The 21,408-nt window shown below is 46.7% G+C and carries 11 protein-coding genes; all 11 read right to left on the minus strand.

Annotated elements, in window-relative coordinates; translation table 11 throughout:
• Positions 1-54: 54 nt before the first annotated feature.
• On the minus strand, positions 55-2,445 hold the full coding sequence (locus tag AC58UX_RS07895; protein ID WP_497251181.1) for a glycoside hydrolase family 95 protein: 2,391 nt from the start codon (positions 2,443-2,445) through the stop codon (positions 55-57).
• Positions 2,442-3,692 carry an alpha-L-fucosidase gene (locus tag AC58UX_RS07900; RefSeq protein WP_497251183.1) on the minus strand — a complete coding sequence of 417 codons (1,251 nt, stop codon included), beginning with the start codon at positions 3,690-3,692 and terminating at the stop codon, positions 2,442-2,444. Before AC58UX_RS07900 ends, AC58UX_RS07895 begins: the two co-directional genes overlap by 4 nt.
• Before the next feature lie 161 nt (positions 3,693-3,853).
• Entirely contained in the window at positions 3,854-4,801 is a 948-nt protein-coding gene (locus AC58UX_RS07905) for an MTP-1 family protein (RefSeq protein WP_497251185.1), read from the minus strand.
• Positions 4,802-4,816: 15 nt separating this feature from the next.
• Complete coding sequence (locus AC58UX_RS07910) at positions 4,817-7,120, minus strand: helix-turn-helix domain-containing protein (RefSeq protein WP_497251187.1); 2,304 nt, start codon at positions 7,118-7,120, stop codon at positions 4,817-4,819.
• A gap of 64 nt (positions 7,121-7,184) precedes the next feature.
• Positions 7,185-8,060, minus strand: coding sequence for a carbohydrate ABC transporter permease (locus tag AC58UX_RS07915; protein ID WP_497251189.1), 876 nt, complete (start codon positions 8,058-8,060; stop codon positions 7,185-7,187).
• 14 nt (positions 8,061-8,074) lie between these two features.
• On the minus strand, positions 8,075-8,986 hold the full coding sequence (locus AC58UX_RS07920) for an ABC transporter permease (RefSeq protein WP_497251191.1): 912 nt from the start codon (positions 8,984-8,986) through the stop codon (positions 8,075-8,077).
• Positions 8,987-9,051: 65 nt separating this feature from the next.
• A complete protein-coding gene (locus AC58UX_RS07925; protein WP_497251193.1) occupies positions 9,052-10,683 on the minus strand; it encodes a type 2 periplasmic-binding domain-containing protein in 1,632 nt (543 codons plus the stop codon).
• A 163-nt stretch (positions 10,684-10,846) separates the two neighbouring features.
• Positions 10,847-12,568: a polysaccharide lyase family 8 super-sandwich domain-containing protein gene (locus AC58UX_RS07930; protein ID WP_497252113.1), complete on the minus strand. Its 1,722-nt coding sequence runs from the start codon at positions 12,566-12,568 to the stop codon at positions 10,847-10,849.
• Positions 12,487-13,677 carry a hypothetical protein gene (locus tag AC58UX_RS07935; RefSeq protein ID WP_497251195.1) on the minus strand — a complete coding sequence of 397 codons (1,191 nt, stop codon included), beginning with the start codon at positions 13,675-13,677 and terminating at the stop codon, positions 12,487-12,489. The genes AC58UX_RS07930 and AC58UX_RS07935 overlap by 82 nt, the downstream gene beginning before the upstream one ends.
• Positions 13,678-14,153: 476 nt before the next feature.
• A complete protein-coding gene (locus tag AC58UX_RS07940; RefSeq protein WP_497251197.1) occupies positions 14,154-15,992 on the minus strand; it encodes an S-layer homology domain-containing protein in 1,839 nt (612 codons plus the stop codon).
• 44 nt (positions 15,993-16,036) lie between these two features.
• Entirely contained in the window at positions 16,037-21,106 is a 5,070-nt protein-coding gene (locus AC58UX_RS07945; protein ID WP_497251199.1) for a polysaccharide lyase family 8 super-sandwich domain-containing protein, read from the minus strand.
• Positions 21,107-21,408 lie beyond the last annotated feature (302 nt).

Below are 21,408 nucleotides of genomic sequence, written 5' to 3' on the forward strand. Positions count from 1 at the left end.
TCCCATAAAGTGTAAAAAACATGTAAACATCAGAGCATTCGAATCATTACCGTCTTATGAAACGGTTATCGGTACGATCTTATACTTGGATCCCACAATCGTTACGAACGATATGCAGCCTGACTGTTCTGCTCTAATCAACGTCACTGGACCACCAGTCTCATCCAACACCTGCAACGGTACTCGAGAATAAATCGCACACGTTTCGCCGTTCATAGATTCGATCTCCACTTCGCTCAGTATGCCGCTGTCCCAGCGCAGACTGACGGTGAACCCTCCACGCGCTCGCAATCCACTTACAGAGCCAGAAGCCCACGTTTCGGGAAGCGCTGGCAGCAAGTGCAGAAACCCTTTATGCGACTGCAGCAGCATTTCCGTTATGCCGGCCGTAGCGGCGAAATTGCCGTCGATTTGGAATGGCGGATGCGCGCCAAATAGATTGGCGTAAACGCCGCCCTTTTGCGGTTTCCAGTTGTCCGGCTTCACGAGCTGCAGCATGTTCGAGATGAGCCGCTGCGCGCGATTACCGTCTTGGAAACGGGCCCATAAGCTAATTTTCCAGCCGAGACTCCAGCCCGTCCCCTCGTCTCCGCGCCGCTCTAAAGACGTGCGCGCCGCTGTAAACAAGTCGGGCGTAACCTCTTCATTCAGCTGGCGTCCCGGATATACGCCGAACAAATGAGAGACGTGACGATGATGCACGTCCTCATCCTCAAAATCCCGATACCATTCCTGAAGCTGGCCATACTGCCCAATTTCCAGCGGTAATAGCTTACTTTTCGCCAATTCGAGCTCGGATCTGAAATCCTCATCGACGTGCAATATTTCAGCAGCTTCAATACAATTCGTAAACAAATCCCAGATCAAGGATAAGTCCATCGTCGATGCTGGGCTTACAGCCGCTTTCTTACCATCCCTAGTGACAAATTTATGTTCCGGCGACGTGGAAGGGGCTGTGACCAAATATCCGTCCTGATCCTCGATGAGCCAATCCAAACAAAACAGAGCAGCCTCCTTCATGATCGGATACGCCTTCTCAGTTAGATATGCCTTGTCTCTGCCAAATGCGTAATGTTCCCAGAGATGCTGACAAAGCCAGACGCCGCCCATCGGCCAGAAAGCCCAGACCGGGTCGCCATGTCCGTAATCGCCTACGGGTGCGCTTTGTGCCCAAATGTCTGAATTATGATGCGCTGTCCATCCACGGGCACCGTAATTGATCTCCGCGGTACGCTTACCGTTTACCGACAATTGCCCTATAAAATCTAGCAACGGTTGATGACATTCTGCTAAATTGCTAGTTTCTGCAAGCCAATAGTTCATCTCCGTATTGATGTTCAAGGTATAATTGCTGCTCCACGGCGGTCTCGTCTCTTTATTCCAAATACCCTGCAGGTTCGCTGGCTGTGTGCCTGCGCGCGAACTCGCGATCATCAAATAACGACCGAACTGGAATAATAGCTCGACTAATCCCGGATCCTTGGCACCAAATTCGGTAATTCGTTGGTCGGTCGGCAGATCTGCAGGACTTAGTGTCTCCCCCAGATGAATGCTCACGCGATCGAACAAGCTGCGATAGTCCTCGACATGTGCGACACGAAGCTTGTGATACGTATGCTGCATCGCGTCATCCAAGTAAGCTTTCGCGATCGCGCATGGATCCTTGCCCTCTCTGCCGGGTGAACGATCAAAGCCATTAAAGCTCGTAGCCGCACTGAAGTATAGTGTCACATTCGTGGCTCCGTGAACATGTAGACCAGCTTGATCTGCATGAATGGAACCGTCATCCAGCACAATCGCTAGTCGACCTTCGAAGGACATCGCCTCACCATCTTCTTCCCCTTCATATACGATGGGTTGGTCAACCCGATAATAGCTTGGCGCCACCTGCACTGGCGCCTTTCCACGAATGATCCATTGATCATTCTCATTTACCATGCGAACACGCAGCTGGCTATCCAAACGCGCGGTAAAATTTAACGCCCCGGCATGGCTGGACTGCAGTCGGATAGCAATAACCTGATTGGGATAGGAAGCGAATATCTCCCTTGTGTATTGAACATTGCCGACCTTGTACGCGACGCAGGATATCCCTTGCTGCAAATCCAGTTCTCGGCGATATGAATGCGCGACATCTCCGTGCTCAAATGCAATGGTGAGATCACCTAAAGGCAAATACGATTGCGTGTACGGCCCCAACATCTCCTTACACAAGAGATCAGCCTCCGCATATCTCTCTTCCGCTAAGAGACGACGCACCTCCGGCAGTACTTCTTTGGCACGAGGATTGTTCCCATCTTTCGGTCCCCCCGACCAGAGCGTATCTTCATTTAATTGTATGATTTCTTTTTCGATTCCCCCAAAAATCATCGCTCCCATTCGACCGTTGCCAATGGGGAGCGCTTCTGTCCATTCTTTAGCTGGACTGTGATATAACAGCTTCATTTGGACTCTTCCTTTCGAGTGTCATATGCAGCAAAGCTTCGAATCAGCGCTTTCTCTACGCTAGCCTTCACCCTTAACCGCAACTGCTTAGTTCGGATCGTTTCGAAGCGGTCAATCTTTTTATGGCCTATTGCGCTGCCCTGGACCAGCTCAATCCATTGCCCTTGCTGCTCGGCCTCAAGCACATAAGCACGAACGCGCTCACCTTCGGCTATCTCTTCCATTAAGATGACATGATTGACCTCGGTTTCCTCATCAAACAAAAGGTCAATGGAATCTCCCTCCCCTTCCGTTTGGTCAATCGGATTTGAGAATCTTCTCTTGATTTCGTCAGAGAGTTCAAGCAACCGATCAACGTCGATCTCAGGTAAGAGTCCCCGGTTATCGGGAGCCAAATTTAGCAAAAGTGTGCAGCCATGTCCAACAGATCGATAATAAATATCGAGCAAGTTATCTAGCGTCCGCAGTGTGTGCTCGTCATTCGGATGCCAGAACCAGCGATCTTTTCGGATCGGCACATCGCACTCAGCCGGCACCCATGCTGGTGTCTCTGGCAGCCATGACGCCATCTCGTTCGTAAACATACTAAGCTTAGCCGATTCAGCTGTATTCCAACACGGATACGGCGCGACGCCATCCTCATTGCCTACCCACCGAATCGTTGGTGCGCCCATGTTGAAAACCATGGCATCCGGCTGATATTGCTTTACTAATCCCATAATGCGTCTCCAGTCGTATTCCCTGCCTGTAGAACCGGCTCCATCGAACCAAACTTCCATAAGCGGGCCGTACTGCGTCAGCAATTCAGTAAGCTGTTCGGCGTAAAAATCGTCATACGCCTCCTTATCTTGATAACAAGTCTCATGTCGGTCCCACGGAGATACATAGATGCCAAAACGGATCCCCTCCTGCTCACACGCATCGGCAACCTCACGAACAACATCCCCTTCCCCATTTCGCCAAGGACTCGATTTGACGGAATAGTCGGTTGTTTTCGTTGGCCATAAACAGAAGCCATCATGGTGCTTTGCGGTTAAAATCAAGTATTTAAATCCCGCTTGTTTGGCAACGCGGATCCATTGAAGAGCATCAAACTGAGTAGGGTTGAACAACTCCGGCGAATCCGTTCCTTCCCCCCACTCCTGATCACAAAATGTATTGATGCCAAAATGACAAAACATCCCCAACTCCATGTCTTGCCACCTGCGCTGCTGCTCCGTCGGTTTAGCTAATACCGCGTGATTCATCTATATTCCCCTTCCACAATTTGCGATTTACACTATTGTAAAATGTGAAAAACGGAAAATGAATGCATAATAATACGAGGTGTTAGCACAAAAGTAAGCTATTTTCATGTGGGGGTTAACAAAAAACACGAAACCCCCGCTGGGATTCCGTGTTCATATCATTACATATTGCCATGCCCAGCAAACGGGTAATCAATCGTAATCCGCCCCGTCTCACAATCGCCCAAGCCGCTGTACAGATCCGCTTTCCCGTCTTCTCTCATGACGATTCCCGATGTAAATACACAATCTATCAGGTTGGACACTTTCGCTGGTCCGGGTGGATAACAGTTACGGCTTCCAATGAGTTGGTAATTCATCACTTCACGTGTCTCCGGGTCAATAACGAAAGACATATTCAAGTAGACCAACAACTCTTCACCGCTAGCATCCTGATCCTTGTAGCTAACATGCCCGATGATGCCCAATTTTCCGCTGTCCAAAGCGTATACTTGGTTCACTCCGCCCCATTCATCCAATCCAAATAGGCCAGGTAGATAAGGGGCATTCTCAATAACTTCTGGAGACAAATCATCCAAGCTGTCAATGATCGTAAATCCAATCATCGATTCACTGCCGTACTTCTCACGCATATCTTCACCCCGTGGCCGTGAGAAGACGCCAATGCGTCCATCGTTCAACTCCACTAAGCGAATATCTTTCATCTTTTTGGGACCCGTGGTGAAATAATATAAATTGTCGAGCTCCGTTCCCCGATAGAAATAACCATAATATGTGCTGAGTTGGCCATGTACATATTGCACATGGGTGCCTCCGAGCACAAGCTGGTCGCCAACCTTACTCACATACGGATCTTCTAAAGTATAAATCATACTATTTGGTACGAGTGACCATGTATCCTTACCGGCCTCTTCAAAAAGCCGTACCCAAGAGCGTGCCCACTCCTCGCGTCGTTCGACCCGGCCGAAAAGGTATTTCTTGCCCGAACTTTCAAACGGAATGGAGATATTATACACATCAAATCCATCCACCCCATGAAACGCTAACGTTGATCTCTCGTAAATCTGCTTCGTCTGTTCAAATTGCGCCCTACGCTCCTGCAAGTTCATCCAGATTGCTCCCCTCTAGACATTTGTGAACATTTGCTTGTATTGGCTCGGTGTCATATTTTCATAGCGTCTGAAAACGCGCGTAAACGTATTGTTATTGGCAAATCCAGCCTTCTCCAGCACCTCATTAATGGTCATATTGCCATCGCGAAGCAGCATTTTCGCATGCTCGATACGTTGTGTACTAATGAAGTCGATGAGATTTTCACCGAACTGTTCCTTGAAAAAACGAGACAAGTAAGATGGGTTAATATTAAATTGCACCGAGATCATGGTCAGGCTGAGGTTATTATCATGCAGATTTTCCATGACGTATTGGCGGATTTCATCCCTCAAATCGGTATTATGGCTCTTTTTCTTCGATTGCAAATAGACACAGACTGTAGTTAGAAAAGACATAATTTCCGCTTCAATCTCAGCAATCGTTTCACACTGAACCATGCTCCGGAACAAATCCATTTTCTCCAGTTCAATTTCTTTAGAACTAAACTTAATTTGTTCCACAGCCTTCAGCATTGTGCCGATCAGCTCGAACATCAAACATTTTCCCCATTGGATGGACAAGGTCCCGCCTGAGAAATTCGTGCTCAGCACGTGCTGCACAACCTCAGCAGCCTCATCATAATTTCCGATCGTAATGTGACTGATCAGCTGTCTCTCGACATCCATCGGATAGTACAGCTCTTCCTTCGGACGTTTGATCATGTCATAAGAGATCGTTTGATTTTGTCCCAGAATAAATTTATATTCAATTGCTTCCAAAGCTTCTTGGTACGCCGTTGCAATACCATTCCAATTCATATGAGGATCACTGATCGCAATCGAGCATTTAATGCAAAATTTTTCTTGAATAAACTGCTGCGCTTCTTTTACAGCCTGCAAGGTGATTTGCTTAGCAAGGTCCGCCTGCCCGCTAACATTGACGAGAAAGGCTAACTTGCCTTCAATTTCTACCGAATAGGATTGATGATGCCGGTTGATCATCTCTTCCATAATATTCGTCACAATGAGGTGAACAAATTGATCTCGCTGCTCTGGCTCTACTTGCGTCCGAAACAGTCCTTCAAAGTCCTCTAGTTGAACTAAAAGCACCATGAACATATCGCTTTCGAAACGGAATTCATACCTCTCCAGCGCGTGGGTAAGAACAGGATTCGCATCCATCTTGCCCCGCAACATTCGAACTAGGAAATTCCCACGCATCGTCTGGTGCTGCTCACTCAATCTTCGGTCCGACTCGTCCTGTCTAGTCACACTTTCTTGCATATAGTCTTGTAAAAGGGAGAATTCATTCTTCGATTGTTCCAAATTGATTTTAACCTTGTCGGATACGAAATCCACCATACTGCCGATTGGACGGTAATTTCTGCGCGTGATCCAGTAGGCTGCCGCTCCACCAATGCCGATGCACAGCACAATGTACCACCCCATCCACGTCCGCAATGTTGCCATCCCAGATTCATAAACTTCCGTAGGAACAACCGTCAGGTAGGTCCAACTCGTTTTATCTGATTTCAAATAAGAAACGGTGACATTCTTCCCATTCCAGTTCGATTTCATAGAGCCAGCGAGGCTGTCAAAATGGGAAAGAGGACGTCCGGAATCCGTTTCCGACCATGAGGGATCTGTGGACATCACAACGTGCTGTTCGCCATCCATGATGATCACAGTCGTGTCTCCCGTCAATTTCACATTGGAGATCGCCTTCAGCATCCGTTCATTATTCAACAGGACGACCAGTTTCACAGCATCCCTATCGAAATAGGGAAAGGCCAAACTTTTTAAATACACAAGCTGTGTGCCTGATTGCACATTTTTTCCCAGGTTAATAAACGTGCCATTCTCACGCTTCGCCATTAACGCGAACCACGCATCCATGGTCATACCACTAGACTGATGGTAATTGGCATACAAGAGATTGCCCTGATTCATGGTTGACGTCGTTAAGCCGATATCCGTACCGTTGACATACATATAGAAATCAGAGATAGCTCCGTTCGCGATCTTGATGTTTGAGAAGCTGGAGATCAGATCTGCCGCTGTTAATTTCCAGTGTGAATCGGTGTCGTTCACATTGCGCAGAAAATAGTTGATCCGGGGATCGTTCATCAATTGCGTACTTAAACGGCTTATATCATTAAGCTGGTTGTCCATACTTTGCTGCACTTGCGTCAATAAAGCGTCATTCGAGCGTTTAATTTCCGATTCCAGAAGTCGTTGACTTTTAAACTGAAAGACGATAAAGAACAATAGTGGTATAGATAAAACCAGCAAATAAGAAACGAACCAAATCAGAAATATGCCGTTTCTTTTCTTCATGGCGATGCCCCCGGTCTTCATGTAGTCCTGTTATTGTAGTATGGAATATGTTGGACTCGCAAGATCATTCTTTGATTGCGCCGACCATGACTCCCTTGACGAAATACTTTTGCAGCATCGGATAAACAAGGATAATCGGCAGTGTCGCAACCATGATGGTCGCGTACTTAATGCTCTCTCCAATCGCTTCCTGATCGCCTTGCGCAGTACCAATGGCCGTGGATTCGGTATTATTCAGGATGAGAATTTCCCGCAAAATAAGCTGCAAGGGATACATCGTACGTTCCCGTAAATAAAGAAGCGCAGAAAACCAAGAATTCCAATGAGCCACACCATAATAAAGAAGCATGACTGAAATAACCGGCATAGACAACGGCACGACAATTTTGATCAAAATCTTAAACTCACCCGCGCCATCCATCCGTGCCGACTCCATGAGACTTTCAGGAATACCGCGGAATGATGTTCGCATAACTATGAAATTCCACGTGTTGATCGCCCCTGGCAAGATTAATGCCCAGTACGTTCCACCCATGTGGAGGACGTTATTCACAAGCAGGAAATTCGGAATCAGTCCACCGCTGAAAAACATCGTAAACACGATCATCAGCATGATCGAATTTTTGAGCATGAAATCTCGGGAGAGTGCGTACCCCGCAATAATCGTCATCACGATATTGATCGCCGTTCCAGAAATAACGATCAGCAGCGTATTCCCATAGCCGGTTAGGATATTGGGATTGCGCAACACCATTTTATAAGCGCCTGTATTGAAGTCAAGAGGGGCAAATATCAATCCCGTGTGGGATATCAGTTCTTTGGAATCGCTAAGTGAGGCCATCAGCACATGATAAAAAGGATAAAGCGTTACGACAATTAATAGCAGCATGGCAATCGTATTGCCGGTATCAAACAGAAGCTCTGGCTTCGTTCGTTTCATGGGGGTCCTCCTTTCTACCAAAGACTGTTGCCGGTTATTCTTCTAGTCATCGTATTCGCGCTGATCAACATAATAAAATTGATGACGGATTGAAACAGGCCGACTGCACTCGTGAAGCTGTAATCGCGCTGCCCTACCCCCATGCGATAGACGAAGGATGAAATGACGTCCGCTGTTTCGTAGGTTGCCGGGTTATAGAGCAAAATAATTTTTTCGAATCCGATCTCTAGCAGGCTGCCCAGCTTCAAGATCAACAGAATAGAAATAACAGGCAGGATAGCTGGAATCGTCACATGCATGGCTTGCTTCAGCCTGCCTGCACCGTCCATTTTAGCTGCCTCATAGAGTTCAGGATTAATCCCGCTTAATGCGGCCAAATAAATAATCGAAGCCCATCCAATCTCCTGCCAGATATTCGAAATCACATAGATCGCTCGGAAATTGTCTGCATCTGCAAGTAAGGGGCTTGGAGTTCCGCCAAACCACGATAGTATCGTGTTTATAAAGCCATTTCGGCTAGTAAATTCGATGATGAAACCACAAATGACAACAAGCGAAATAAAATGCGGCAAATAGGAGAACGTCTGCACCAATTTTTTGAATAAGGAATTGCGTATTTCGTTCAACAGAAGCGCCAAAATAATAGGAGCCGGAAAGCCAAAAACTAGATCGTAGAAGCCGATCAAAACCGTATTACGAATCAATCGCCAGAAATAAAAGCTCTCAAAAAATTCCTGAAAGTGCTTGAAACCAGCCCAAGGACTGCCCAAAATCCCTTTGGAAATATTGTAGTCCTTGAAGGCAATAATGGCGCCTCCCATTGGGACGTACTTAAAGATGATGTAATACAAAATGACGGGCAGCGTCATCAAATAAATCGTTCTATGTATGCGCAAATCACGCCAAAACAGCTGCAGTAGGTTCATCGTGCCTCCACCTCCTTCTCTTTAAAAGAAATAGGGGAGCAGCTCCCCTATTTCATCTTCCTGGATTAACGTTTGTTGTAACGGTTCAAAGCGTCTTGATTGATTTTGATTGCCTTTTCGATGTCCATCTTTTTCAGTTGATCTACCATTTTGTCAATGGAAGAAAGCGGTTCTGCACCAAGAATGATCTTCACAACCATTTCATCACGGTATGTTTTGGCATTCGCAACGATTTTCGCCAATTGATTGGACTCATCTGCTGTAAAGCTAACAGGAGGCATCAATACTTTGGTCGCGTTATCCGCATATTTCGAGAAAATCTTCAATGCTTCTGTTTGGCTTTCCAAGGTATATTGCTGGTCATTATAGCGATCATCGTCATTCCCAATGAACGGATAGCTAGCTTGGAAATACTTTGCCATCGCTTGGCTGATTGGCAGTTTATCTGGGTTTTTCATAATAAGATCTGTATACACCGGCTGGCCGTTTACCATCTTGTAGGTTTGACCTTCAACCCCGAAGTTTTTCAATAGGGAGCCCTCAGGGCTGAACAGATAATCTAATGCCTTAACGGTTTCTGCAGGGTTTTTATTCGACTTGGAAATCGCACCGCCATAGGAATCCCAATCCCAGTTGCGGTTAATAAAGGAAGGTTGATCTCCTTTTTTCATAACAGGATATTGAGCAGCTACAAGCTTCGCTTTAGGATTATCCTTTGTCAAAGCTGTTGTATAGTTACCGATTGCCCCTCCAATAAATCCGTATAATGCGCCAGCCTTACCGCTTGTCATGTTCGCGTCTTTCGTTTTCGTATCGTTCGTCAGGAAATCTTTATCAATCAGCCCTGTATCGTACCATTTTTTCATTGTAGTCAGATATTCTTTAAATTGTGGTTCAATGGAACCATATTTGACGGTACCATTATTCACATAGAATTCCATCCCGATGCCATAGGCCCCAAGGAAGTCATTGTAGCCAAGAAGCTGCCCCTTATCCGTTGTGAATGGCGCTTTTGCACCTTTCTTTTCTTTAAACGCTGTTAGCACGGTTTCCCATTCTTGAATCGTTTCAGGTCTTTGCAGTCCTAGCTCATCCAACCAATCCTGACGGAGGATCAAGCCGCTGAACGTTTTATATTTGCCATTTGGACCCACTCGCAAGTGAGGAATGGCATAAATTTCGCCGTTATCGGATTTAAGCTGCTTCATAACTTCCGGATTGTCGTTCAATAGCTTCTTCAAATTCGGGGCATTCTTGTCGATCAAGTCATTCAGTGCAATGATTTGACCTTCTGCTTTCAATTTCGCTAGACCTCCAGGGATCCAACTCCAGTTCTGGAAGATGACATCTGGTAATTCGCCGCTAGCAAGCATCAAACCGAAAGCATCATTAGCGCCCGCTGGTGGATGCTGGAATTTAAATGTCGCGTTCGTTTTCTTCGACCATTCCTGAACCGATGCCGTACTATTCAAATCACTTAGAACGGCTGCGGCATTCACATTTAGCTCCGCCCATAAAGAAATGTTAACCGGCTTGCTCGTTGCAGCCGCTGTAGGCTGTGTTGCTGTTGCTGTAGCTGCTGTTGATGCTGCACTCGGGCTTGGCGAAGCGCTCTTCTCTGCACATGCGCTGACCATTACTGCCGTTAAGGCAACCGTCATACTTACGCTTACTGCTTTTTTAGATTTTGAATGCATGCTTGTTTTTCCCCCTGAATCGTATTAGGCATTGCCTTGAATCCAACATAGCCCGGCACCTGCACCTTCGTAAATCGTCAATAATTTTCCCATGGATGCGAAAACTGATAACTACCGTGCATTTTTTGATGTGAGGGCTATGCATTTTTGACAATTGGGGTGTTTATTGACTGATTTCTATATAATCGATGTCGGTCCAGCCGTAAAATTTACTAATTTCAATCGAATTGCTGCCTGCGTTCAAGGTGATATTGCCGTAAGTTACGTCCGCCCAAGTGTCGGATGAATTCGGAAATGAGATATTGCTGAGCGATACACCGTTCACTTTCAAGTACTGTGCTTTATCTACAACGGCTGCGTACCGTGCTTTGAGTTGATACGTGCCTGCACTCGGGGCATTGACCGTGAAAACCATTTTATCTCCTGTCGCCTCGAAGGAACCGGCAAGGATATAACCTGTTCCTGAGTAACCAGCTTTGGTCGTTGCTGTTGTGACGCCTGTCAGTGCAGCCGATTCTGCTTCATATTTCGTTACCGTAGATAGATTAAATTTAACCTTTGCCGCAGCGCCTTTCGTTCCGTTCACATTCACTGAGAATTTAATCGTCGGACTTGTTTGCGTCACCGTTACGTTGGCATCTTTGGAGATAACGCCAGAGGTGCTTTTTTGAATTTCAAAGTTAATGACACCTGTATTCGATTGCGTAGGATCTGAAGCGCTGACATCCAGCGAAGTTCCCCAATCTTTGGTCATAATTGAAGCTTTCTTATCGCTTGAAAGATAAGCGGATCCGCCTACATTAATTGTCGTGATTGTATCTGTCCAGAAGTTCGCACCTACCGAGTTCACGCTATTTTCTTTAACAGCCTGTGCTGTCGCATCATTCCGAAGCACCGTAATATCCGGGTTGCTTGCGTATGTGGACGTTTGAGCCGCTGTTCGGTTCGGCAGCAGCACGTACGAATACGTTGCATTCGTCGGAGCTGTTCCATGGTCGACGTACATATTCAAGTAGTTCTTAGTGACGGAAGTTTGGGAGCCAGCAACGTTAATTAAGAACCAGCTTCCTGTTCTTGCTAAACGTTCCGTCTTCAAGGAAGCCGCTGTTGGGAAATAATAGCCGAGATCGGAGCCGGAAGCCGTGTTGCCAGCGACATGAGCCCAATTCACGCCGGTAAGCGATTGGACGCCTTGTGTCAGCGATGTGGATTGCGCCGTTCCGTTGACTGTGAACGTATTATTTCCTGAGCTATTCAATTTTCGATCGTCAATCGTTGTGTGAACATACACAGGTGCGTTGCCATTATTGGCATCAACGGTAGCCGTATCTGTAATCCCTGAGCCTAAAGCTACAAGCTCGTTGTCGAAGAGGAAGTACGATTTTTTGCCGGTCAACGCGCTGGTCGGATCAGCTAAGTCCATTCCGGCCGTTACATACCCATTAATAGCTGCGCCGCCTGCCCAATTTTTAGAGGATGCTGTGCTCTGAGCCTGATAGTTGTTTCTTATTCTCGTATTTACCGTAGTTCCTGGCAGATGATAATAATCCATCGTTGACCAATAATCCTGATTATAATAGGTTTGGTCGCTGTTGTAGAGATAAGTCTGGCCATGACTCATATACCAGCCTTTCATGTTCTCAGCATTAATGGATTCATAATTATAAATCCGATTGGAGAACATGCTAATGCCAAAACCGTATCCGGGGCGGTATTGTACCGCTTTATCCGAATTGTTGAACACCTTGCCTATGAGAAGCTCACCGCGTGAAGTGACGGATGAATCAGCCACAAGCGCCTTGCCTAGCACGATATAGTCGATGGAATCCACCGATTTGTAGAAATTGTAGGCTGTTGCTGAGGCTGGAATCCAGTATTTAAGCATGCTTTTGAAGCTGGCTGCATAATTGGTTGGCGAAGTTGGGGCAGACCCAGATAACCGCAAAATCGCTTGCATCGTCTCAAAACCTGCAATAAGTCATGCCAATAACTGCGGGAGATTTCTCTTCCCCGAACCATATCCATCATCGCTCCGTTATAAATAAACGGCTCGAATGAATCGGATACCCATTTGTACACGTTAATCTGATTCGTATCTGTCACTGCATACGTAGAACCGCTTAACAAATGCATGATGTTGGCGATATCTTTGAGCATATGGGATCCATAACCGCCGTTATAAGCATGCTTGGTATGCTGGAGGAAGGAACCATCTGTAAAAAAGCCGTCTCCAGAGGTCACGTAAGTAAAGACAGGACTTAAGGCATTTTTGGATGCTATTAACTTGGTCGAGCTTTTGCCAATGACACCAGATAAGGCAACGACAGCAACTTTCCATACGCGGTTAGCTCCTGTTGTCACCGTTGTGCCCTGGATCATTAAGGTCGGATCAGGGGAATAGAAGTTAATTGCCGCTACATAGCTGGAAATTTGGGCTGCCGTGTAGTTCGCATACGTGAGAATCAAAATATCTTCTAGTTGCAATGGAGCACCAATTTCCCATTCCCACCAGTTATCGAATTGATTCGTATTGTTATTGGTGTAGACATTCTGGATCATCCAGTCGACACCATCTTTGATCTTCGTGATCAGGGCGGCATCATTGTAATAAGTCGAACCCACCGTTGAATACGCCAATGCCATCTCTCGCAGCTTGGAGAAGGAACCCGTCACCTCGGCGGAATTGTCCCAAGCTGTACTGGAGGTCGATTTTTTGAAATCGAGTCCGTTAAATAAGCAATTGCATGTCGTACGGTCCGTTCCCGTCTTAAATGCTGCTATAGCACTGTCGTTCGCTGAGTTGATACGGGTGATTCGCGTTGCGATATCGGTATCCGTCGTGTTAAACGAAGTGCCTCCCGTAATCATCGTCTTCCATTTGTCACGTAAATCGTCAAACTCGTCTGCTGCACTTGCAGGCTGAACCCCTGCCATGAACGGCACGACGCTTAGTAATAAAGCGAATACGACAATCAACTTTGAGAGCTTCATCATGTTAATTTCCTCCTTTTTGATGTGTAAAATAGATAGTGCTGTTGATTACAGGATGGTCTCCTTTCTGGGAAGTGACGTAGAAGAAAGGGCTTACAACACTCAAGCTACTGAATCTTCCGCCTTCTGTAAATCCACAACTTTTTACGAGACCTCGTTTTTTGACATTGGGTACGGAATGAGACTTAATCGTGTGCCAGAAGTCTTAAGTGTTATGATGGAAGGTGCAAAAATGCAAAAGTGCAACTAATTGTATCGATATAAGCGCTCAAACTGGAATAATTGCGAAAGTGCAACTATTTCTGCTAGTAAATGCCAGGATGACACCATTCTAGGGGGAAAGGATGCCTATTTGCACTAATTTAATTATAAGTAGCTGTTTTTAATAAAAATTAGTGCTCTTTTGCATTTTTGACCTTTCATGCCTTTTGTTAAAGGGAAAAAAGCTAAGTGCAAAATGCACTTAGCTCCTCTACTAGTCATGATCTCGTTTTTGCAACCATCCGATACAAAAGTGCCGCTGCCTGTACCCGATTCGTTGTCGCCTTAGGATAAAGCCATTGATTATCCCCTTCGGCAATCCCTGCTCGAACCAAACCGCCAAGCCACTCTTTCGCATAACCTGCAACCTGAGCCGAATCTTGGAATGTCAAGAGGTTCCCGTAATCGCCAGCCTGAAATTCCATTTTATTAGAAATTTTTAAAGCCCTTGCGGTAAGCACCATCATCTCTTCTCTCGTGATAGAGCCTTGTGGCATAAAGCGGTTATCCCCGCTGCCTTCTGTAATTCCCAAGCTTCTTGCCGTATGTACAGCTTCAAAATAGTAATCACTTTCCGTAACATCTGCAAAAGAGGCACCAACTCCTTGTGCTCTAAGCTCCAGCGTTTTCATCAGCAGTAGGATAAAATCCGCACGGGTAACTTCTTGAAGAGGCGCATATTGCTCATCCGTGACGCCGTTAATGATCCCCTTCGAAGCTAATACCTCGACGGCATGCCGTCCCCACTCTACACTTCCTAGATCATCAAAGGTTTTGGTCACGAATGCGATCGCATAGTTGCTAAAATGTGTTGTTGCAAAGGTCACGGTTCCACTGACGATATCGTATCTTGCGTTTGGAACAGGGTGAATGTCTCCTTGCGAATCCACATACCAAACAACGATATGCTCCAGATCCTTACTTTCTTCTGATGATGGTGTGTAGGGGATACGAACTGTCACTGGAGATTGCGAGTTCTCCCATGACAGAGGCTTGCCGCCCACTGCAACATTCAAATCAATCACGGGGTGGCTGCCAATTTTACGCTTCGTATCTTCATTTAAATGTCCAACATCCGCATAGCCAATGTACAGCGTTACTTGATTGCCAGCTCCAGCTTTTAGATATGGACTTAACATTTCACCCGCCACTGTTAATGTTCCAATTGGTGTCGTTAGTTCGATGTTACTCGCTTTATCGCTGCCATCCAGCGCATGAAAGGGCAGCTGCACAGCATAATCTGATGCGATTGCCGGCGATTCCAGTTTAATCTGAATCATGTTCTGAGTAGCCTGATCAACTGCGTGATCCCATTGTTCCTCAGAAATCATGGCAAGAGCGCTCGTTTTACCCGACTCCTGCGTGACTCGAACCTGCGGCTGGAGAATTGCCCCACCATCCGGTGAAGCTGGTTGTGCTGGTTGCGTCACCGGTGGCGGAGGCGTCACAGTAGGTGGAGGTGTTACTGTTGGTGTTGGCGTCACAGTTGGTGGAGGTGTTACTGTTGGCGTTGGTGTTGGCGTTGGTGTTGGCGTCACCGTCGGAGTCGGCTGAGGCCCGCTATCCTTAGCGTTCAAGGTGATCCCAAGCTGTGTTCCCTCCTGCCATGTTGTGACACCTGCCGCACCTTCACTAGTGGAATCCACCATGGTGACGGCCTTTAGCTTAATTTCTGCACGACCGGCTGTGAGCGCTTCGAATGTAATTCTGTGAATGACGACATCGCCTGCCAAGCCGGACTTGGTACCCACATAGGTATTCGCCGCAATCATTTCCCCGCCATTGATGATAGGCTCCGGCATAATCCCTATTATGGAACTAGACTGGCTAACAAAATCCAGCCTAGTATCATCGAATTCCAGTGTAAATTCATAAGCGTATAAATCGGTCAGTTGGTGTCCCTGGATGTCCACGGTTACCATTTCGCCAACTTCGACGGTCTGCTTCGACGCAGTTAACGTAAACCGCTGGTCAGAAAGGTTGCCAAATACATGCATGGACATGCCAACGGAAAACAGCAGTAGAAATGCCATTGTAAGGATCATGATTTTGCTCATAAGCTGCTTCATGCCATACGTTCCTCTCTAATCCAAATATACTTCTACTCCAAAACCTTCTGGGCGATTCTTGCTAAATCGACGATTCCGATGCGACCATCGTCGTCCATATCGGCTGCTTTAATCGTGTTCCATAATGGATCACTTGAGATCATGCCATAATGTGACGCTACAAAACCTAGATCTCCAATCGTGATGAGCCCATCGTTTCCAACAACATCGCCTTTTATGGAGGTGATCACCTTACCTTGGAAGGTTAGCAGCGCACTGCCCAATGCTGTAAAAGCATCGTCTACGATTTGCTGTGTTGCTGCACCATTCGCTGCAACCACCTGAGCGGCTTGAATAGCGGTCAATAGCAAAGCTTTACTTCCACTTGGATATTGTCCAAGTCCCGCTCCTTCGACTGCACTGTTATAAGCTGCCTGCGCCTGACTAATCTTCGTTTGCAGCGCTGTCTTATTCACATAAACGATGGATACGTTATATGTTGAGAGGCTCGCATCTGACTCTCGGCCCATACCATCTGATAGCTTAGCCTTCGTTACAGCGAAGGTTGCGGATTGCGTCGCAGTGATCGCTTTCGCCCTCCAAGTGAGCTCGAATACGACGCCGTCACTCGTGATCGCACTCGAAGAGCCTGGGGAAACCGCGACGAGCTTAACTAGCCCAGGTGTGTCCGTATTTGTTACCAGTGACAATCCAGCCTTGACCGGGGTGGCGGAGACAAACTCCACCAAATTCGGATCAAAAGATACGGTAACTTGCTGCGCATACACATTGCCATAGACACTGCCTGCTACATTCGTCAAGCTGTAATTTGTCTTGAATTCCTGTGCCCCCAATACACTTGCTGGTCCACTCAATCCTGTGCCAATAACCAAAGGCGTAGACGGAGGAGTGACCGTCGGTTCCGAACCGCCAACCTCAATATAATCGAGATTAATATTGCCCCAGAACTTGGAGATCTCGATCGTATTACTGCCAGCTACTAGATTAATGTTACCGTAGTCCAGTGTAGTCCAAACGCCAGATGTATTGGCGAAGTAGACACTGATTGTAACACCCCCATTTACTGATAAATAATTAGGTTTGTTATCAATAGCAGAATAACGGATCTTTAATGGATAGGCTCCTGCGGTTGCTCGGTTGACCGTGAACTTGATCTTGTCACCATTTGCAGTAAAGGAATTGTCCAGAATATACCCTGTTCCGGAATATCCAGCCTTTGCCGTCGCGACAGTAACATCAGTCAGCACGGCATTTTCGGCTTCATATTTGGTGAACCCAGACCCCGCACCTGTCGTAACGGAAACGGTATTGCTAACCACTGAGAAGTTGCCTGCTGCATCCTTAGCCTTAACCGTATACGTATAAGTCGTAGACGGAGACAGACCCGTATCCGTAAAGCTCAGTGCAGATACGTTTGCATGGAACGCTCCATTGCGGTAAACAACGTAAGTTACCGTTTCATCCAAGTTATCCTGCGATGCGTTCCAAGTTAAAGCAACCGTGTTGTCTGATTGAACGCTGCCGCTAACCACCGTAACCGTCGGAGCATACGTATCATTGGCAACCGTAACAGGTTGGTAGGAAACCACACTCAGATGCGGTTTATTCGCGGATTCCTTACTTGCCAAGATCGACAAGATACCAGTACCTTCTTGTGCCACAGCCATACTGGCCTTTTTATCTCCAGCTTGTTCCTGGGCGATATAGGAGGTGAGGTCAAAATTGTACCAAGGCCATACGGCACTATTCGGATCCGTATTGTTAGCAATCGTTGCAGAGGCAATCGCTGTGCTGCTCGCAGCAGGCTTGGTGCTCCACGTGATCGTACTCTCATTCCACGTATCCACGGTTACTGGGTACACCTTGTGCTCCTTGGACGCACCGGGATTACTACCGTCCGCCGTTCTAGCCTTGGATGAGAAAATAGCTGATACAACTTTGCCTGGAACGGAATTCAAATCGAACTTCAGGAACGAAACACGAACATAACCTGTAAACGCATTACTAACTACTAAATCCTGTGATGTGCCAAAATTCGTATTTACATCGGCTCCGTCTCTGACATAAGCGTCGTCAGTAGGCATCAAATCTGTCGTCACAACAGCTCCGACTGGTACTTCTAGCGCAAGTGTCGTACTCTTCGTCACACCGTCCAACGTCACCGTCGCTGTAACGACTGTCTTACCAGGTACAAGCCCGGCAGCTGAGGCCGTTCCTACTCCCGTGGAGGATATCGCAGCGACAGCTGATTTGCTGCTGAAATAAGTGATGGTCGCATTCGCTAGATTGGCGGCACTGCCATCATCTGTCGTTCCAGACAGCGTTAACGGAAGCGTCTTCCCTACTTCGACAAGGGGAGTTGCAGCTTGAAGTGTCAGCTGTGTCAAACCACCTTGCATGATCACATCAGGCACAGTTGTATCATATTGAAGCTTAATTCGGTAAGACTTCCCTGCAGAACTCGTTGAATTCACTTCAAATTTGATCGTAGGACTCGTTTGAAGTATCGTAACTTCCGGATCCTTCGAGAGGACGGACAAACCTTTTTTACCGATTTCGTACGTAATTTTATTCTGTAACTGCATCGGATCAGATACCGCAATATCGAGCACCCCGTCCCATGCTTTCATCATGAGAGACGACTTCTGGTAAGCCTTAATCGCGCCAACAGCTCCCGCTGCCCAGAAATTGGCTCCAGTGACGCCGCTATTCACTTCCTTAATAGCTTGAACGGTAGCATTATTTTTAACAACCTGAATGTCCGGGTTACTTGCATAATCGGCTGTTTGCTGTGCAGTTTTATTAGGGAGCACGACATAGGAATATGACCCGTTCGTTGGGTTGGTCCCGTGGTCAAACCACAGCGTTGCGTAATTTTTCGTTATTGTTGCAGTCGAACCAGCAGCGGCATCTACTTGCGACCAGCTCCCTGTCCGAGCTTCTCTCAATCCCTTCACGGTTGCTGGCTGCGGGAAATAATAGCCCCCCGTGCCCTCTAAATACATGGAGGATACCGAGTTCATCGTCTCGCTCCAACCCAATGCAGTCGATTTAGACGTTCCATTTACGACAAGTGTTTCATCTCCTTTATAAATCTGAGAATTGTGTAATGGTGAAAGCACTGGACCTAGCGTATTAGGTGCATAGAATTGCACTTCCGAAATAGCTGAAGTCGCATCTACATTGTTGCCATGAGCAATGACCTTCCAGTATCTAGCTTGCGTATCCGTTAGGTCATATGCTGTTATTTCACGTGTAAGTCCATCCGACTGTCCACTGTAGATGGTGTTCCAAGTGGTATTGTCCGTTGAGGCCTGTATGTCGAACGAATAGCGGCGCTCATTACCTCGGTTAAAACTAAGTCCAGCGTATCCAACTGAAACAGAAGAACCCAAATCATATTTCAGCCACGCACCATCCGCACTCGCTGACCAATACGAGTTGATATTCCCATCAGATGCCGCTGCTACTGTCGTTCCTTGGTTGTCAGTCCCAGCATTCATTGTTAGTGGGGTCGTGTTCACTGGGATAATAACATTGCCTCCTGCCGAAGGAGCATAGAATTGCACTTCTGCAATGCTATTCCAAGCACTCACGGAATTGCCGTGCCCAACAAGCTTAATGTATCTCGCTGTCGAGTCTGTCAAATCAAACACCTGCAAAGCTGAAGTATCTGAAATGATGTCGCGAAGCCGGTATTTATTGACGGTCGGCCAGTAGTCGGTATATTGGGCCAGGTCGTTGTTATAAAGAGAAGTCATTCCTTCCCCCGTGTACCAGCCCTTCAAATTCTCGCTGTTTATGGATTCGTAGTTCGCTATTCGACTAGACGACATACTGACTCCGAAGCCGAAGCCCGGTCGCAGATGAACAGCTCTGTCCATACCCGCATACACTTTCGAAAGAAGCAATTCGCTTCGCGGAGTCACACTTGCATCGTTCATGATCTCCTTGGCTGCAATTAGCGCGCTTATTCCCGCGTCTTTAAAATAGCTGAAGCTCGTATCGGTGCTGATCCAATACTTGACCATTGCCTTAAGTCTCTGTGCATCTGTCGTCCCAGCCATTTGAGACAACCGGATAATACCCGAAATCGCACCATGACCTGAGAAATGATCCTGTGTATAGCTTCTGGCAATCTCTCTACCCCGTGTCATGTCCATGATCGCGCCTTTATAGATGAGAGGCTCGTAGGCGTCATATACCCATTTGTAAATATTAGATATGGCAGAATCGGTATTCTCATAGGGAGATCCCTTAAAGAAGTACAGCACATCCGTCAAATCCTGCAGCAAGGATACACCATACCCACCTGTATAAGCATAGTAGCTATGCTGAACGAACGAGCCATCTGCATAAAAACCGTCACCGCTCGTCACATATTGAAATACCGGCGTCAAACCCGCACTCGCCATTGTGACTCTTGCAGATTTTTTAGCCAAAGCACCGCTAATGCCCACAACCTTACTCAACCAAACGCGGTTAGCCCCCGTGCTGTTATAGAGTGAATTTTGAAAATTAAGGTTCGGAACTAAATGCTCAATAGCACCCATGTAATTAGAAATTTGTGTAGGCGTCAAGTCATAGTAAAGAAGCGTTACGATATCGTTTAATTGCAAAGGTGTCCCGATTTCCCACTCCCACCAGTTCCCGTATTCGACGCTGGCAGCGTTATATCGATTCGTGTTTAACCAATCTAGAGCACCGATGATATCCGCCTTAAGCGACTCATTTCCTTGTAAGGACGAGCCTTTAACCTTATAAGCAAGCGTCATCGTTTTGAGATTGCCATAGGTTGCCGTGATTTGCGCCGGAATGGTCGTTCCTTCTAATCCAGTCCACAGTGTGGTTCTAGTTGGCGTTTTAATCATCGTTCCCCATAAAGATTGCGCGTTTAACGTCAGCTTGTCGATTGCGGCACGCGTGTCCGTCTCGGTATCGTCGAATAGGCTGCCTCCCGTCAGCTGATCACTCCACCTTTCAATCATCTGCTCGTACGCGTCAGCGGGGGCTGCAAGGACAGTTCCTGCCTGACCTAGAAAAGAAAACAGCATGACAATTACGGTAATGATAGCTAGAAAGCGCTTACGTTTTTGAATCATTATTCTGACCTCCCGTCTTCTATTAAGAATGCTCCCGCTGCATGGCTTCGGGTTCTCAGTTCCAAGATAGGAAAATTCAGATCATCTGTATACAAACAGTTAGGGAGTAGGGATGTAAAAATTGATAATTAGACTCACCACTTTTTGAGGTATGATTCATAAATTGAGAATGTAGCTTGAGATGAACGATAAATGCCTCACAGGAGCAGCTATTTTGGATTTTTTCTGGTGGGGGAGCCGTGGTCGAGGAGATGGTCGTAAAGGGTAATGGTTAGCTTGCGGAAAAGGCGATAGTCTGAAAT

The organism is Paenibacillus sp. J22P90 (assembly GCF_059692195.1).

What these genes read in the sequence shown, in the direction of transcription:
- AC58UX_RS07895 (WP_497251181.1), bottom strand. Translation starts at nt 2,445, where the DNA reads ATGAAGCTGTTATATCACAGTCCAGCTAAAGAATGGACAGAAGCGCTC.
- AC58UX_RS07900 (WP_497251183.1), bottom strand. Translation starts at nt 3,692, where the DNA reads ATGAATCACGCGGTATTAGCTAAACCGACGGAGCAGCAGCGCAGGTGG.
- AC58UX_RS07905 (WP_497251185.1), bottom strand. Translation starts at nt 4,801, where the DNA reads ATGAACTTGCAGGAGCGTAGGGCGCAATTTGAACAGACGAAGCAGATT.
- AC58UX_RS07910 (WP_497251187.1), bottom strand. Translation starts at nt 7,120, where the DNA reads ATGAAGAAAAGAAACGGCATATTTCTGATTTGGTTCGTTTCTTATTTG.
- AC58UX_RS07915 (WP_497251189.1), bottom strand. Translation starts at nt 8,060, where the DNA reads ATGAAACGAACGAAGCCAGAGCTTCTGTTTGATACCGGCAATACGATT.
- AC58UX_RS07920 (WP_497251191.1), bottom strand. Translation starts at nt 8,986, where the DNA reads ATGAACCTACTGCAGCTGTTTTGGCGTGATTTGCGCATACATAGAACG.
- AC58UX_RS07925 (WP_497251193.1), bottom strand. Translation starts at nt 10,683, where the DNA reads ATGCATTCAAAATCTAAAAAAGCAGTAAGCGTAAGTATGACGGTTGCC.
- AC58UX_RS07930 (WP_497252113.1), bottom strand. Translation starts at nt 12,568, where the DNA reads ATGCTTAAATACTGGATTCCAGCCTCAGCAACAGCCTACAATTTCTAC.
- AC58UX_RS07935 (WP_497251195.1), bottom strand. Translation starts at nt 13,677, where the DNA reads ATGATGAAGCTCTCAAAGTTGATTGTCGTATTCGCTTTATTACTAAGC.
- AC58UX_RS07940 (WP_497251197.1), bottom strand. Translation starts at nt 15,992, where the DNA reads ATGAGCAAAATCATGATCCTTACAATGGCATTTCTACTGCTGTTTTCC.
- AC58UX_RS07945 (WP_497251199.1), bottom strand. Translation starts at nt 21,106, where the DNA reads ATGATTCAAAAACGTAAGCGCTTTCTAGCTATCATTACCGTAATTGTC.